Source organism: Bradyrhizobium sp. GW821-FHT13H06 (genome assembly GCF_058803975.1).
Map to the genome: position 1 here is coordinate 1,141,270 of NZ_JBXAPN010000001.1, position 14,061 is coordinate 1,155,330.

General features: G+C 65.6%; 12 protein-coding genes and 1 pseudogene. 3 read left to right on the forward strand and 10 right to left on the reverse strand.

Features of this window, described 5'->3' with window-relative positions; genetic code table 11:
• Positions 1–7: 7 nt before the first annotated feature.
• The 8 genes and pseudogenes from AC1RQP_RS05530 to AC1RQP_RS05565 form a co-directional block, all read right to left on the reverse strand.
• A complete protein-coding gene (locus AC1RQP_RS05530; RefSeq protein ID WP_492936387.1) occupies positions 8–1,228 on the reverse strand; it encodes a BaiN/RdsA family NAD(P)/FAD-dependent oxidoreductase in 1,221 nt (406 codons plus the stop codon).
• A complete protein-coding gene (locus tag AC1RQP_RS05535; RefSeq protein ID WP_492936179.1) occupies positions 1,225–2,142 on the reverse strand; it encodes an SDR family NAD(P)-dependent oxidoreductase in 918 nt (305 codons plus the stop codon). Before AC1RQP_RS05535 ends, AC1RQP_RS05530 begins: the two co-directional genes overlap by 4 nt.
• 228 nt (positions 2,143–2,370) lie before the next feature.
• Positions 2,371–2,850 (reverse strand): MaoC family dehydratase, encoded by a 480-nt coding sequence (locus AC1RQP_RS05540; RefSeq protein WP_492936180.1) that lies wholly within the window; start codon positions 2,848–2,850, stop codon positions 2,371–2,373.
• Complete coding sequence (locus AC1RQP_RS05545) at positions 2,851–4,569, reverse strand: AMP-binding protein (RefSeq protein WP_492936181.1); 1,719 nt, start codon at positions 4,567–4,569, stop codon at positions 2,851–2,853.
• Positions 4,569–5,471 (reverse strand): annotated as a pseudogene (gene mmsB / locus AC1RQP_RS05550) (3-hydroxyisobutyrate dehydrogenase); the annotation flags it as partial. The gene AC1RQP_RS05545 and the pseudogene mmsB, both read right to left, overlap by 1 nt.
• A 13-nt stretch (positions 5,472–5,484) precedes the next feature.
• Positions 5,485–6,552, reverse strand: a complete 1,068-nt coding sequence (locus AC1RQP_RS05555; protein WP_492936182.1) for an enoyl-CoA hydratase/isomerase family protein — start codon at positions 6,550–6,552, stop codon at positions 5,485–5,487.
• Positions 6,549–7,694 carry an isobutyryl-CoA dehydrogenase gene (locus AC1RQP_RS05560; protein ID WP_239623148.1) on the reverse strand — a complete coding sequence of 382 codons (1,146 nt, stop codon included), beginning with the start codon at positions 7,692–7,694 and terminating at the stop codon, positions 6,549–6,551. The genes AC1RQP_RS05555 and AC1RQP_RS05560 overlap by 4 nt, the downstream gene beginning before the upstream one ends.
• 156 nt (positions 7,695–7,850) lie before the next feature.
• Positions 7,851–9,347, reverse strand: a complete 1,497-nt coding sequence (locus AC1RQP_RS05565; RefSeq protein ID WP_492936183.1) for a CoA-acylating methylmalonate-semialdehyde dehydrogenase — start codon at positions 9,345–9,347, stop codon at positions 7,851–7,853.
• A 101-nt stretch (positions 9,348–9,448) separates the two neighbouring features.
• Between AC1RQP_RS05565 and AC1RQP_RS05570 the strand changes: the two genes are divergently transcribed.
• The gene (locus tag AC1RQP_RS05570; protein ID WP_492936184.1) at positions 9,449–10,357 is read left to right on the forward strand and encodes a LysR family transcriptional regulator; all 909 of its coding nucleotides are present in this window, start codon (positions 9,449–9,451) and stop codon (positions 10,355–10,357) included.
• 20 nt (positions 10,358–10,377) lie between these two features.
• Here the strand turns inward: AC1RQP_RS05570 and AC1RQP_RS05575 are convergent, their stop codons facing one another.
• A complete protein-coding gene (locus AC1RQP_RS05575) occupies positions 10,378–10,998 on the reverse strand; it encodes a TetR/AcrR family transcriptional regulator (RefSeq protein WP_492936185.1) in 621 nt (206 codons plus the stop codon).
• Between the two features lie 69 nt (positions 10,999–11,067).
• Complete coding sequence (locus tag AC1RQP_RS05580; protein WP_239623145.1) at positions 11,068–11,595, reverse strand: PaaI family thioesterase; 528 nt, start codon at positions 11,593–11,595, stop codon at positions 11,068–11,070.
• 153 nt (positions 11,596–11,748) lie between these two features.
• On the opposite strand from AC1RQP_RS05580, the gene AC1RQP_RS05585 reads away from it, so the two are divergent.
• Both AC1RQP_RS05585 and AC1RQP_RS05590 read left to right on the forward strand, forming a co-directional pair.
• A complete protein-coding gene (locus AC1RQP_RS05585; RefSeq protein WP_492936186.1) occupies positions 11,749–12,519 on the forward strand; it encodes an enoyl-CoA hydratase in 771 nt (256 codons plus the stop codon).
• Positions 12,520–12,783: 264 nt separating this feature from the next.
• Entirely contained in the window at positions 12,784–13,980 is a 1,197-nt protein-coding gene (locus AC1RQP_RS05590) for an acetyl-CoA C-acyltransferase (protein WP_492936187.1), read from the forward strand.
• Positions 13,981–14,061 lie beyond the last annotated feature (81 nt).

Genomic DNA, 14,061 nt, shown 5'->3' on the forward strand with positions numbered 1-14,061 from the left:
CGGCGTTCTACGAACGCTTCAGCCATTCCAGCACGCCCCTGCCCGCAGCAAGCCCCGTCGCGAACGAGGCCTGCAGCAGGTAGCCGCCGGTCGGCGCTTCCCAGTCCAGCATCTCGCCGGCGGCGAACACGCCCGGCAACTTGCGCAGCATGAAGCGGTCGTCCAGCTCGTCGAAGGTGATCCCGCCCGCGGTCGAGATCGCGCGCTCGATCGGGGCGACGCCTGTGAGCTGAACCGGAATGGCATTGATCAGCTGCGCAAGCTCCGCCGGCGCGAACGAGGCCAGCGTTCGGCCGGACGCAATGGCGGCCTCCTGCATCAGGCCGATTCCGACGGGCGACAATTGCGCGGCCTTGCGCAAAAAATTCGCCAGCGATTGCTTGCCGCGCGTGCCCGATAGCCGCGTCGTCAGCGCGGCGGCATCGAGGTCGGGCCGCAATGCGATCATCAACGTCGCCTGACCAAGACCCAGCACCGCCTCCCGCAACTCCGCCGACAGCGCGTAGACCGAGCCGCCTTCGATACCGCTGCGGGTGATCATGGCCTCGCCGCGCACCGTATGTGCACCGACCGTCAGCGCAACGCCCTTGAGCGGCTGGCCCTCGAAGCGATCGCGGAACACGTTTGACCAGGCGACCGTGAAGCCGGAATTGGCCGGCCGCAGTCTGGAAATGGCAACGCCCCTGGCAGCGAGGAGCCCGACCCAACCGCCATCCGAGCCGAGCCGCGGCCAGCTCGCGCCGCCGAGCGCGAGGACCGTGGCGTGGGCAACGACCGCCGCCTCGCCATCGGGCGTTCGAAACAGCAGCCGCCCCTCGCCATCCCAGCCGGTCCAGCGATGCCGGAAGGCAAACCGCACGCCGCTGGCATCGAGCCGCCGCAGCCATGCGCGCAGCAAGGGCGAGGCCTTGAACGCTTTCGGAAACACCCGCCCGCTGGTGCCGACGAAGGTCGTCTCGCCCAGCGCCTCGCTCCAGGCGCGCAGCGCGTCCGGCGGGAACGCCGCGATCGCCGCTTGCAGATTCGGTGCCGCCTCGCGATAGCGCGTCATGAACTGCGACAGCGGCTCGCTGTGGGTGAGATTGAGCCCGCCGCGGCCGGCCATCAGGAATTTGCGGCCTGCGGACGGCATCGCGTCGTAGACGGTGACGCGGGCGCCGCCCTGCGCCAGCACCTCCGCCGCCATCAGCCCGGCGGGGCCGGCGCCGATGACGGCGGCGGCCGTCAGAGCTTGATCCCCGCCCGCGCCGCGGCCTGCGCCACGTACTTCTGCGTCTGCTCGAAGGCGCCTTGCAGCGCTTTCGCCTTCGACATGTCGCTGATCTCTGCGAAATGCGCGGCGACCGCATCGGGCGTCCATTCGGACTCCGGCAGGTTGATGCCTTCGCTCTCTAGGATCTTGATCACGGCGAAGGAGCCGGCGCCGGCACCCATGATGGTGCGGGTCGGGGCATCCTCACTGAGCATGTACTCGACCGCGGGCGTAATCGCGTTCGGCTTCATCAGCTGCAGCGCCTGGGGCGGCAGCAGCTCTTCCGTCATGCGGGTCGCCGCCGTGGGCGAGATGATGTTGACGCGGATGTTGTTCTTGCGGCCCTCTTCCGCGAGCACGTTCATCAGGCCGACCATGCCGGACTTGGCCGCACCGTAATTGGCCTGGCCGAAATTGCCGTAGAGGCCGGACGACGAGGTGGTCAGCACGATGCGGCCGTAATTGCGGTCGCGCATGCCGGCCCAGGCCGCCTTGCAGCAATAGAAGGTGCCGACGAGATGCACGTCGAGCACCTTCTGGAAATCGGCGGCTTCCATCTTGCCGAACGACTTGTCGCGCAAAATGCCGGCATTGGCGCATAGGAGGTCGACGCTGCCCCATTCCTTGGTGGCGCGCTCGACCATGGCGGTGACCTGCTCGAAATTGGACACGTCCGCGCCGTCGGCCATCGCGGTGCCGCCGGCCTTGCGGATCTCCTCGACCACGGATTCGGCCGGCGACAGCGAGCCGCCGGTGCCGTCGCGCGCGCCGCCGAAATCGTTGACGACGACCTTGGCGCCGCGGCTGGCCAATCCCAGCGCGTGCGCCTTGCCAAGACCATTGCCCGCGCCGGTGACGATGGCGACGCGTCCGTCGAACCTGATTGCCATGAGTAAAGGTCTCTATCGTTCTTCCCTTCTCCCCTTGCGGGAGAAGGTGGCGCGAAGCGCCGGATGAGGGGTCTCTCTCGGCAGATGCGCTCGCGGAGAGAGACCCCTCACCCGCCTCGCGTTCCGCGAGGCGCCCTCTCCCACAAGGGGAGAGGGCGAACCCCGCTCTGGGTTGCCTTTTTGAGCAGCGATGGGTTGCCGGGTCAAGCCCGGCAGCGACACGCGGTATCAGGCGAAATAGATCAGGCCGAGCCAATCCGCGACCAGCGCCGGCTTGTCCTCGCCTTCGATCTCGACCGTGACGTTGGTGCGGGACTGCAATTCGTTGGGCTTGCGCAGCTTGGCCTCCGCCAGCACGAAGCGGCCGCGGACGCGCTTGCCCGAGCGGACCGGTGAGATGAAGCGCAGTCGGTCGAAGCCGTAGTTCACCCCCATCGTGGTACCTGCGATGACGGGCATCACCTCGTAGGACATGATCGACAGCAGCGACATCGTCAGGAAACCGTGCGCGATGGTGCTGCCGAAAGCGGTTTCCTTCTTGGCTCTTTCAGGGTCGACGTGGATGAACTGGTGATCCTCGATCACGTCGGCATAGGTGTCGATGCGGGGCTGGTCGATCAGGTGCCACGACGACACGCCGATCTCCTTGCCGACCATGGCCTGATAGGCCTGAAGCGCAATCGGCGGCTTCTTCCAGACTTCGTTCACTTAGGTCTCGCTCCGTGTCTTTGCCAGCTCCGGAAACTCCTCCTCGCGGAATTCCCGGCCGCGCAGCGGATCGTCGCGATCATTGTCGCGTTCCAGCCGTCGTAGCTGGACGCGACGGATTTTTCCAGAGATCGTCTTCGGCAGTTCGGTGACGATTTCGAGACGGCGAATGCGCTTGAATGGCGCGAGGCGCGTGTGCAGATGTTTGAAGATGGAGAACGCGGTCTCGGGTGAACGCTCCGCGCCCGACGTCAGCAGCACGAAGGCCTTGGGAATGGCGAGCCGGATCGGATCCGGGCTCGGCACCACCGCGGCTTCCGCGACCAGCTCATGCTCCAGCAGCACGCTCTCGAGCTCGAACGGACTGATGCGGTAATCCGACGACTTGAACACGTCATCGGAGCGGCCGACGAAGGTGAGATAGCCCTCGTCGTCTTCGAACACGACATCGCCGCTGCGATAGAGCTCGCCCTCGGCGCCGGACAGTTTGCCGTCGTCGCTTTGATAGCCCTGCATCAGGCCGGCCGGGCGCTCAGTCCCGAGCACCAGCGTGACCTCGCCTTCCTTGGCCGGGTTCCCATCGGCGTCGCTGATCTGGACGCGATAACCCGGCAGCGGCCGGCCCATCGAGCCGACCTTGATCTTCTGGCCCGGCGAGTTGCCGGCGAGCGCCGTGGTTTCGGTCTGGCCGTATCCGTCGCGGATGGTAAGTCCCCAGGCCGCCCGCACCTGATCGATCACCTCGGGGTTCAGCGGTTCGCCGGCGCCGCAGACCTCGCGCAAGGCCACCTTGAACGATGCAAGATTCTCCTGGATGAACAGACGCCATACCGTCGGCGGCGCACACAGCGTGGTGACGCCGCAGCGGCCGATGGTGGCGAGCAGCGCCTTGGCATCGAAGCGCGGCTGGTTGACCACGAATACGGTCGCGCCCGCGTTCCACGGCGCGAAGAAACAGCTCCAGGCGTGCTTGGCCCAGCCGGGCGAGGAGATGTTGAGATGGATGTCACCGGGCTTCAGCCCGATCCAGTACATGGTCGAGAGATGGCCGACCGGATAGCTGCGCTGGCTGTGCCGCACCAGCTTTGGTTTCGCCGTCGTGCCCGAGGTGAAATAGAGCAGCATCGGGTCGTCGGCGTCGGTCGGGCCATCCGGCGTGAAGCCCTCCGGCATCTTGGCCGCCTCGTCATAGGCAAGCCAACCGTTGGCAGCCGCGCCGACCACGATGCGAACGACATTCTCGGTGCCCAGGCTCGCGAACTTTGCGACCTGATCCTCGGCGGCCACCACCGCCTTCGCCTTGCCGCGATCGAGCCGGTCGCGAAGTTCGTCGGCGGTGAGCAGTGTCGTCGCGGGAATCACGACGACGCCGAGCTTCATCGCCGCCAGCATCGTCTCCCACAACGGCACCACGTTGCCGAGCAGCAGCAAAAGGTGGTCGCCGCGCTCAAGGCCCTGCGCGCGGAGGAAGTTGGCGACCTGGTTCGAGCGCTTCGAGAGCGCCGCGAATGACAGTTTTGTCTGCTTGTCCTGCGCGGCATCGACAATCCAGAGCGCGGGATGGTCCTTGCTGTCCGCATTCGCCGCCAGCTCGGCGTCGAACCAGTCGAGCGCCCAGTTGAAGGGAACCGGCTCGGGCCAGCGGAATCCCTTGACCGCGGCCTCGTAATCCGTGCGGTGCTCTAGGAGAAAAGCGCGCGCTTCCTGGAATGTCGTCATCAAGCTTTCCCGGCTAGACTCCTAACGTGCTTGATAATTCCGGAAAAATCCACCCCACCCTGGCCGGCCGCGTCGAAAGCCTGATAGATTTCCTGCGCATGCTTGCCGAGTGGCGTCGCCGCGCCTGCGGCCGTCGCCGCGTCCTGCGCCAGCGTCAGATCCTTCACCATCAGCGCAGAAGCAAAGCCCGGCTTGTAGTCGTTGTTCGCCGGCGAGGTCGGCACCGGTCCCGGCACCGGGCAATAGGTCGTCAGCGACCAGCATTGGCCGGACGAGGTCGAGGCGACGTCGAACAGCGCCTGGTGCGAGAGTCCGAGCTTTTCACCGAGCGCGAAGGCCTCGCTCACCGCGATCATGGAAATGCCGAGGATCATGTTGTTGCAGATCTTTGCGGCCTGCCCTGCGCCGGCGCCGCCGCAATGCACGATCTTCTTGCCCATGTTTTCAAGGACCGGCTTGGCAGCTGCGAACGCCTTCTCCTCGCCGCCGCACATGAAGGTGAGCGTCGCGCCCTTGGCGCCGCCGGTTCCGCCGGAGACCGGCGCGTCGACCGAGAGTACGCCGTGCTTGGCGGCCAGCGCATGCGCCTGCCGCGCGCTTTCGACGTCGATGGTGGAGCTATCGATGATCAGCGCGCCCTTGGTCATGGCTGGAACGACCTCGTTCCAGACGCCGAGCACGTGCTTGCCTGCGGGGAGCATGGTCACGACGACATCGGCACCCTTCACCGCGCCCGCGGCGCTGTCGGCAATGCCGGCGCCGTCGGCCTTGGCCTGATTGCGGGAGGCCTCGACGAGGTCGAACGCCACCACCTTGTGGCCTGCCTTGACCAGATTAGCGGCCATCGGGCCGCCCATGTTGCCGAGACCGATGAATGCGATCGTGGCCATTGTCGTTTCCTCCGCTGTCGCGTTGTTAGTTGAACTTCAGCTCGTCGGCGCCGATCTCGGCGAGATACGGCGCAAGCATCTCCGGCGTCACATCCTCGATCCGCGGCGGCGACCAGATCGGATTGCGGTCCTTGTCGATCACGGCGGCGCGCACGCCCTCGCGGAAATCGTCGCTGCGGAAGACTTCCAGCGCGGCGCGGTATTCGCGCACCAGGCACTCTTCCAGGTTCGACGCCGTGCGCGCAAGCCGCAGCAATTTCAGCGTCACCACCATGCCACGCGGCGATTTCTCGTTGAGCGTCTTCAGCGTCGCCTGTGCGAATTCGGAGCCCTCGCGCTTCAGCGCCGCGACGATATCCTCCATGCGCTCGAAGCCGAACAGCGAATCGATAGCAGGCTCCTTCGCAGCCACCGGCCCCGCGGTCTCGCCGGTGGCAAAGCCGCTGATGAGCTTGCCGACATCGGCGGCACTCGCACCGGAACGGAGCTTTGTCAGGGCCTCGCGCAGCTCCGGCAATTTCACCGCCGGCACGACCCAATCGGCGAACTTCGCGTGGATCGCGTCCGGCCCGTTCATGGTCTGGCCGGTCAGCCCGAAATAGGTGCCGATCTCGCCCGGCGAATGCGACAGCAGATAGGTGCCGCCGACATCTGGGAAGAAGCCAAGACCGACTTCCGGCATCGCGAGCCTGGTGCGATCGGTGACGACGCGATGGCTGGCATGAGCCGACAAGCCGACGCCGCCGCCCATCACGATGCCGTCCATGAAGGCGACATACGGCTTCGGAAACTTCTTGATGCGGGCGTTGAGGATGTATTCCTCCCGCCACAGGATCTTGCCGAGGTCGCCGCCAGCCTTGGAGCTCTCCCAGAGCGTGCGGATGTCGCCGCCAGCGCAGAGCCCGCGCTCGCCGGCACCTTCCAGCAGGATCACAGCGACGGCGGGATCAGCTTCGAAGCGATCGAGCGCCTTGTCGATGTCGCGAAACATCTCCAGCGTGACGGCATTGATGGCCTTGGGCCGATTGAGCCTGATGACGCCGACCGCGCCTTCGACGCGCGCGACGAGATCGCCCTCTTCCGCTCCGCTCATCGTGCGCCCTCGATCAGTTTGCGCGCCACGATGAGCCGCATGATTTCGTTGGTGCCTTCGAGGATCTGGTGCACGCGCAGGTCGCGCACGATCTTCTCGATGCCGTACTCGCTGAGGTAGCCATAGCCGCCGTGAAGCTGGAGCGCGTGGTTGGCGACCTCGAAGCCGACATCGGTGCCGAAGCGCTTGGCCATGGCGCAGAGCATGGTGGCGTCAGGGTCCTTGCGATCCAGCGCCGCGGCGGCGCGCCACAGGAAGGTGCGCGCGGCCTCGAGCTCGATCGCCATGTCGGCAAGGCGGAATTGCAGGGCCTGGAATTCGTCGAGGCGTTTTCCAAACGCCTTGCGCTCCTTCATGTAGGCGCGCGCCTTGTCGAGCGCCGTCTGCGCGCCACCGAGCGAGCATGCCGTGATGTTGAGGCGGCCGCCGTCGAGACCGGCCATCGCGATCTTGAAACCGACGCCCTCCTCGCCGAGGCGATTGGCCGCCGGCACCCGGGCGTTCTCGAACATCACGGCGCGGGTCGGCTGCGCGTTCCATCCCATCTTGCGCTCGTTGGCACCGAAGGAGACGCCCGGCGTCTTGCCGTCGATGACGAGGGTCGAGATGCCGCCGGGGCCGTCGCCGCCGGTCCTGACCATCGCGACCAGGAGATCGGTGCCGCCGGCGCCGGAGATGAATTGCTTCTGGCCGTTGAGGACGTAGTGGTCGCCGTCGCGTACCGCGCGGGTGCGCAGCGCAGCTGCGTCGGAGCCTGCGCCCGGCTCGGTCAGGCAGTAGCTCGCGATCAACTCCATGGTGCAGAGCTTCGGCAGCCATGTGTGGCGCTGGGTGTCGCTGCCGAAGGCATCGATCATCCAGGACGCCATGTTGTGGATGGAGATAAAGGCCGAGGTGGTCGGGCAGCCCGTCGCCAGCGCTTCAAATATCAGCGCCGCGTCGAACCGCGTCATCGCGGAGCCGCCGACATCGTCGCGGATATAGATGCCGCCCATGCCGAGCGTGGCGGCCTCACGCATCACGTCGACTGGGAAATGCTTCTCCTCGTCCCAACGCAACGCGTGCGGCGCGATCTTCTCCGCCGCGAACGCGAGCGCCATGTCGCGGATTGCAATCTGATCCTCGTTCAGAGCGAACTGCATGCTGCCGTTACTCTCTTGCCCCATCGTCATTGCGAGCGCAGCGAAGCAATCCAGGCGGCCTCCGCGGAAAGACTCTGGATTGCTTCGTCGCACCAGTGCAAAATTGCTACGCAATTTTGTCACGGGCTCCTCGCAATGACGGGCTGGGCTACAGCCTTACTTCATCAGCGGGATCGAGAACTCCGCACCTTCCTTGACGCCGGACGGCCAGCGCGAGGTCACCGTCTTGGTCTTGGTGTAGAAGCGGATCGAGTCCGGGCCGTGCTGGTTGAGATCACCGAAGCCGGACTTCTTCCAGCCGCCGAAGGTGTAGTAGGCGATCGGCACCGGGATCGGCACGTTGATGCCGACCATGCCGACGTTCACCTTGGCCGCGAAGTCGCGCGCGGCGTCGCCGTCGCGGGTGAAGATGGCAACGCCGTTGCCGTAGTCATGATCCGACGGCAGCGCCAGCGCTTCCTTGTAGTCGTGCGCGCGCACGACCGAGAGCACCGGGCCGAAGATCTCTTCCTTGTAGATCCGCATGTCCTTGGTGACGTTGTCGAACAGCGAACCGCCGAGATAGAAGCCGTTCTCGTAGCCCTGCATCTTGAAGCCGCGGCCGTCGACGGCGAGCGTCGCGCCTTCCTTGATGCCGATGTCGATGTAGCTCTTGACCTTCTCGACCGCCTCGCGCGTGACCAGCGGACCGTAATCGGCCGACGGATCGATCGAGGTGCCGATCTTGAGGCTCTCGACGCGCGGGATCAGCTTCTCCATCAGGCGATCGGCGGTGGACTTGCCGACGGGCACTGCGACCGAGACCGCCATGCAGCGTTCGCCGGCCGAGCCGTAGCCTGCGCCGATCAGTGCGTCGACAGCCTGGTCCATGTCGGCGTCGGGCATGATGATGGCGTGGTTCTTGGCGCCGCCGAAGCACTGGCAGCGCTTGCCGGTCTGCGCGGCGCGCTCGTAGATGTACTGCGCGATCGGAGTCGAGCCGACGAAGCCGATGGCCTTGATGTCGGGATCGTCGAGGATGGCGTCGACCGCCTCCTTGTCGCCGTTGACGACGTTAAGGATGCCGGCCGGCAGGCCCGCTTCCATCATGAGTTCAGCGAGCAGCATCGGCACGCCGGGGTCGCGCTCCGACGGCTTGAGGATGAAGGCGTTGCCGCAGGCGATCGCCGGGGCGAACTTCCACATCGGGATCATCGCCGGGAAATTGAACGGCGTGATGCCCGCGACGACGCCGAGCGGCTGGCGCATGGAATAGATGTCGATGCCGGGGCCGGCGCCCTCAGTGTATTCGCCCTTCATCAGATGCGGAATGCCGCAGGCGAATTCCGCGACCTCGAGGCCGCGCTGGATGTCGCCCTTGGCGTCGGGCACGGTCTTGCCGTGCTCGCGCGCGAGCAATTCGGCGAGCTTGTCGTAATCGCGCTGAACCAGCTCCACGAATTTCATCATCACGCGGGCGCGGCGCTGTGGATTGGTTGCGGCCCACTCCGGCTGCGCGGCGCGGGCATTCTCCACGGCGGCGCGGACTTCGGCCTTGGACGCCAGCGCGACCTTGGCCTGGACGTCACCGGTCATCGGCTCGAAGACGTCGGCAGTGCGGCCCGAGGTGCCCTTGACCTCCTTGCCACCGATGAAATGTCCGATTGAACGCATGGATGATCTCCTTCAGGCCGAACGTGGTCGCTTTGACAAATCCTATTGACCTGCATTTTATAGGATTCAAGTCTGAGATAATGCACCATAGATGTGCGAAAATGCTGGATCAAGGCGCTATCGACTGGGACGACTTTCGCTTCGTGCTGGCCATCGTGCGGGGCGGCTCGGTCTCGGCTGCGGCAAAACAGCTCGGCGTCGACCATGCCACGGTGATCCGCCGCGTCGATCGGCTGGAAAAGCACCTGTCGGCCAAGCTGTTCGACCGGCGCAAGACCGGCTATCTCCTCACCGAGGCAGGCCAGCGCGTCGCCGACAGCGCCGAAGCCATGGAATCGACCATCGTCGCCAACCAGGAGCAGGTCGGCGGCTCGGTGGCACGGCTGACCGGCACCGTGCGGATCGGAGCGCCCGACGGGTTCGGCACTGCGTTCCTGGCGCCACGGCTCGCCCCCTTCGCCGACCGCTACCCCGATCTCGATCTGCAACTTGTGGCAACCGCGCGGCTGTTCAGTCTCTCCAAGCGCGAGGCTGATATCGCCATCAGCCTGACCATGCCGAAGGAAGGCCGCATCGTCGGCCGCAAGCTGCTCGACTACCGCCTCGGGCTCTATGCCTCGCCAGCCTATCTCGACCGCTTTCCCAAGATCTCGTCACGGCAAGACCTGCCGCAGCACCGCTTCGTCGGCTATATCGAGGAGCTGCTGTTCACGCCGGAGCTCGACTATCTGCCGCAGGTGTCGCCGCGGATTTCCGCGCGCTTTCGCAGTGCCAATCTGATCGCTCAGCTCAATGCTACGCTCTCGGGCTTCGGCATTGCGGTGCTCCCGCATTTCATGGCGAGCGACCATCCGCAGCTTGTCGCAGTGTTGCCGGACGACATCTCGATCATGCGGACATTCTGGATGCTGATGCACGCCGACAGCAAGGACCTCGCGCGGATCAGAGCGGTGGCGGACTACATCAGCGAGATCGTCGAGCGCGAGCGGACGCTGTTTGCGGGACGGTGAACGCCACTGCCGAGCTCGCCCTAACTCTGCTTCGCCTTCTTCGCCGCAGGCACCTTCGGCTCGCGCTTCACGCCACCGAGCGCGCTATCCCGGCCTGCCTTCAGCACCTCGTCCGACAATTCGTTCGATCCGGCGATGCGCGCCAGCAGCATGGTGCCGGCCATCGTCGCCAGCGTCGCGATCGCCTGCTTGCGCGCGGCCTTGCGCGGCATGTTCGGGATATAGTCGGTCATCATCTCGATCATCTGGTCGAGCTTGCCGGCAAAGGCCTTGCGCGTCTTCGGGCTCTCGCGGGCGATCTCGGCGCCCAGAGCGGGGATCGAGCAGCCATGGCCGGGATTGTCGCGGTGCAGCGTGGACAGATAGCTTTCCGCGACCAGCGCCAGGCGCTTTTCAGGAGCGGCCTCGCCGGTGAGCTTGCGCCAATGCTCCATCGAGCGGTCCATGGCATAGCCAAAGGCCTCGATCACCAGCGCCTCGCGGGAATCGAAATGCGCATAGAAGCCGCCATGGGTCAGGCCCGCCTCCTTCATGAGATCGGCAACGCCGATGCCGTGGGCACCCTTCTCGCGCAGCCGCACGGAGGCCTTCTTCACGATGCGGTCGTGGGTTTCCTGCTTGTGTTCCGGGGAATAGCGCATGCGGATCTCATTGGATGTCGAGAGTCATCTCATAGCACGCAAATGCCGGGATCGGTGCATTAATTCACGTTAAGTTGCGCCGATCATGGAAAAGGTTGCAGTTGCATGGACCGCCAGGGCCCCCTTGCCGTCGCGGACAAAGCCCTCGGTGTAGCTGGTCTGGCGTCCCAGCTTGATCACCTTGCCCTCGGCCGAGACCAGCCCGGAGCGAACCGAGAGCGGGCGCAAATAGGTCAGCTTCAGATCGAGGGTCACCGAGCTTTGCCCGGCCTCGAGCCGGGTGGAGATCGCACACCCCATGGCCGTATCGAGCAGCGCCGCTGCGGTCGCGCCGTGGAGGAGACCGATGGTGTTTTCGAGATCTTCGCGCGGCTCCAGTTCCATGACGATCCGGCCCGGCTCGACCACGGCCATCGTGAAACCGATCAGTTTCGCAAAGGGCGGCGGCGGCAGCCGGCCGTCGCGAATGCCGAGCATGGCGTCCATGCCCGACAGGCCCATTGCCACTTTCGCAACCGGCGCCGGCACCTGCCAGTCCACCACGCGCTCACGCCGCCGTTCAGGCGAAAACAGATCGAGTTGATCGAGATGGGTCATGACATGTCCCTTTGTATGATTATCATCATACTATGCCACGGACTTCGCGCTGGCAACTCGATCTCGCCTGCTTGACAAGCCGGGCGTTTCGGCCCGGAAGTGATCCCGACCAGTGCGCCTCGCACGCGTCCACGAAACCTTCGAGATGCCCCGATGGAAATGCTCAACAACCACTGCGGCGTGACGCGCGATGCGCGCGGCGTCGTTCATGTCGCGATCTGCAACGCCGGCCCGCTCAACATTCTCGGCTCGCCCGTCACCGAGGCCGTGCGCGAAGGCCTCCAGCAGCTCGCCTCCGACCGCAGCATCCGGGTCGTGGTGCTGTGCGGCCAGAGCGAGAAGAGCATGATCGGCGGCGCAGACATCAAGGAGATGGCCAAGCTCGACCCAAAATCCGCCGAAGCCTTCATCAGCCGCCTGCGCGATCTCTGCGAGGCGGTGCGCCAATTCCCTGCCCCGGTGATCGCACGGATGCCCGGCTGGTGTCTCGGCGGCGGGCTCGAAGTGGCGGCGGCCTGCGACTTCCGCATTGCCGCGCATGATGCGCATTTCGGCATGCCGGAGGTACGCGTCGGCATCCCCTCGGTGATCCATGCCGCTCTCTTGCCGCGCCTGATCGGCTGGGCCCGTGCGCGCTGGCTGGTGATGACGGCGGAGAACATCGACGCCCCGACCGCGCTGGCCTGGGGACTGATCGACAAGGTCGCGCCGGAAGGCGAGCTCGATGCCGTGATCGAGCACACCGTGAAGGCGCTGCTCGAATGCGGCCCCGAGGCGCTACGATCGCAGAAGGCACTGCTGCGGCAATGGGAGGAACTGCCGCTGACGGAGTCGGTGAATCTGAGCGTCAAGGTGTTCGGCGAGTCGTTCCTGACCGACGAGCCGACGCGGCTGATGCAGGCATTTGTGAACCGGAAGCGGTAGACTTTCTCCGGATCCACTCCAACGGTGTCATGCCACGGCTTGACCGGGGCATCCAGTACGCCGCAGCGCCAGTTCAAAGGCAGATTCTCCAACGCAGGCCTCTGGGATACTGGATCGCCCGCCTTCGCGGGCGATGACAGCGTGGGGCTGAACGACCAAATCTCATCTGAATCACGACATTTTCTCATCCTTGGCGCGGTTGCATTTTTTGCGTTGCATCATATGATGACCATAATCTTACCCGTCATCGCAGGGAGTTCCGTCATGGCCGAAGCCGCCGATCCCGTCGTCATCGTCTCCGCCGCCCGCACCCCGCTCGGCCGTTTCATGGGCGAATTGTCGCCGCTTGCCGCCCACAAGCTCGGATCGCACGTGATCGGCGCGGCGCTGGAGCGCGCCAGGCTCGCACCCGAAAAGGTCGACGAGGTCTTCATGGGCTGCGTGCTGCCGGCCGGACAAGGCCAGGCGCCGGCGCGCCAGGCGGCCCGTGGCGCCGGTCTGCCCGATGCCACCGGCGCGACCACGGTGAACAAGGTTTGCGGCTCCGGCATGAAGGCGACCATGCTGGCGCACGACATCATCCGCGCCGGCTCGGCCGAGATCGTGGTCTCCGGCGGCATGGAGAGCATGAGCAACGCGCCGTATCTCCTCGCCAAGGCGCGCGGCGGCTATCGCGTCGGCCATGACCGCATCATCGACCACATGATCATGGACGGGCTCGAGGACGCCTATGAGACCGGCCGCTCCATGGGCGATTTCGGCGAGGCCACGGCTGAAGCCTATCAGTTCACCCGCAAGGACCAGGACGCCTACGCCATGGAGACGCTCAGCCGCGCCCGCAAGGCGGTCGAGGGCGGCGCGTTCAAGGCCGAGATCGCGCCGATCACGCTGACCGAGAAGGCCGGCCCGCGCGTCATCGCCAATGACGAGCATCCGCTGAAGGTTGACCCCGCCAAGATTCCCGGATTGAAGCCGGCGTTCCGCGCCAACGGCACGATCACGCCGGCGGCCTCCTCCGCCAATGCCGACGGCGCCGCGGCGCTCGTGCTGACGAAGCGCTCGCTCGCCGATCGGGGCGGCCTGCCTGTTCTCGCCGAGATCAAGGGCCACGCCACTCACAGCCAGGAGCCGCAATGGTTCACCACGGCGCCGATTCCGGCGATCCGCAAGCTGCTCGACAAGGTCGGCTGGGCTGCCTCCGATGTGGACCTGTTCGAGATCAACGAGGCGTTCGCCGTGGTCGCGATGGCTGCGCAACGCGATCTCGGCATTCCCCGCGAAAAGCTCAACATCAACGGTGGCGCCTGCGCGCTCGGACACCCGATCGGCGCCACCGGCGCGCGGCTGATCGTGACGCTGCTGCATGCGCTCGAGACGCAGAACCTCAGGCGCGGCATTGCCGCGCTCTGCATCGGCGGCGGCGAAGCCACGGCCATCGCGGTGGAGCGGCCGGCACACTAGCCGTCCGCGGAATGGCCGAAATCAAGGGAAGTCTGGCATTTCAGCCTTTCCTCGCCTGTGCCAGAATGTAACGATGACGCG

Bases quoted from the DNA above. Each gene is read 5' to 3' on its own strand.
- AC1RQP_RS05575 (WP_492936185.1), bottom strand. From the start codon at position 10,998: ATGCGCTATTCCCCGGAACACAAGCAGGAAACCCACGACCGCATCGTG.
- AC1RQP_RS05560 (WP_239623148.1), bottom strand. From the start codon at position 7,694: ATGCAGTTCGCTCTGAACGAGGATCAGATTGCAATCCGCGACATGGCG.
- AC1RQP_RS05580 (WP_239623145.1), bottom strand. From the start codon at position 11,595: ATGACCCATCTCGATCAACTCGATCTGTTTTCGCCTGAACGGCGGCGT.
- AC1RQP_RS05555 (WP_492936182.1), bottom strand. From the start codon at position 6,552: ATGAGCGGAGCGGAAGAGGGCGATCTCGTCGCGCGCGTCGAAGGCGCG.
- AC1RQP_RS05565 (WP_492936183.1), bottom strand. From the start codon at position 9,347: ATGCGTTCAATCGGACATTTCATCGGTGGCAAGGAGGTCAAGGGCACC.
- AC1RQP_RS05545 (WP_492936181.1), bottom strand. From the start codon at position 4,569: ATGACGACATTCCAGGAAGCGCGCGCTTTTCTCCTAGAGCACCGCACG.
- AC1RQP_RS05535 (WP_492936179.1), bottom strand. From the start codon at position 2,142: ATGGCAATCAGGTTCGACGGACGCGTCGCCATCGTCACCGGCGCGGGC.
- AC1RQP_RS05585 (WP_492936186.1), top strand. From the start codon at position 11,749: ATGGAAATGCTCAACAACCACTGCGGCGTGACGCGCGATGCGCGCGGC.
- AC1RQP_RS05590 (WP_492936187.1), top strand. From the start codon at position 12,784: ATGGCCGAAGCCGCCGATCCCGTCGTCATCGTCTCCGCCGCCCGCACC.
- AC1RQP_RS05570 (WP_492936184.1), top strand. From the start codon at position 9,449: ATGCTGGATCAAGGCGCTATCGACTGGGACGACTTTCGCTTCGTGCTG.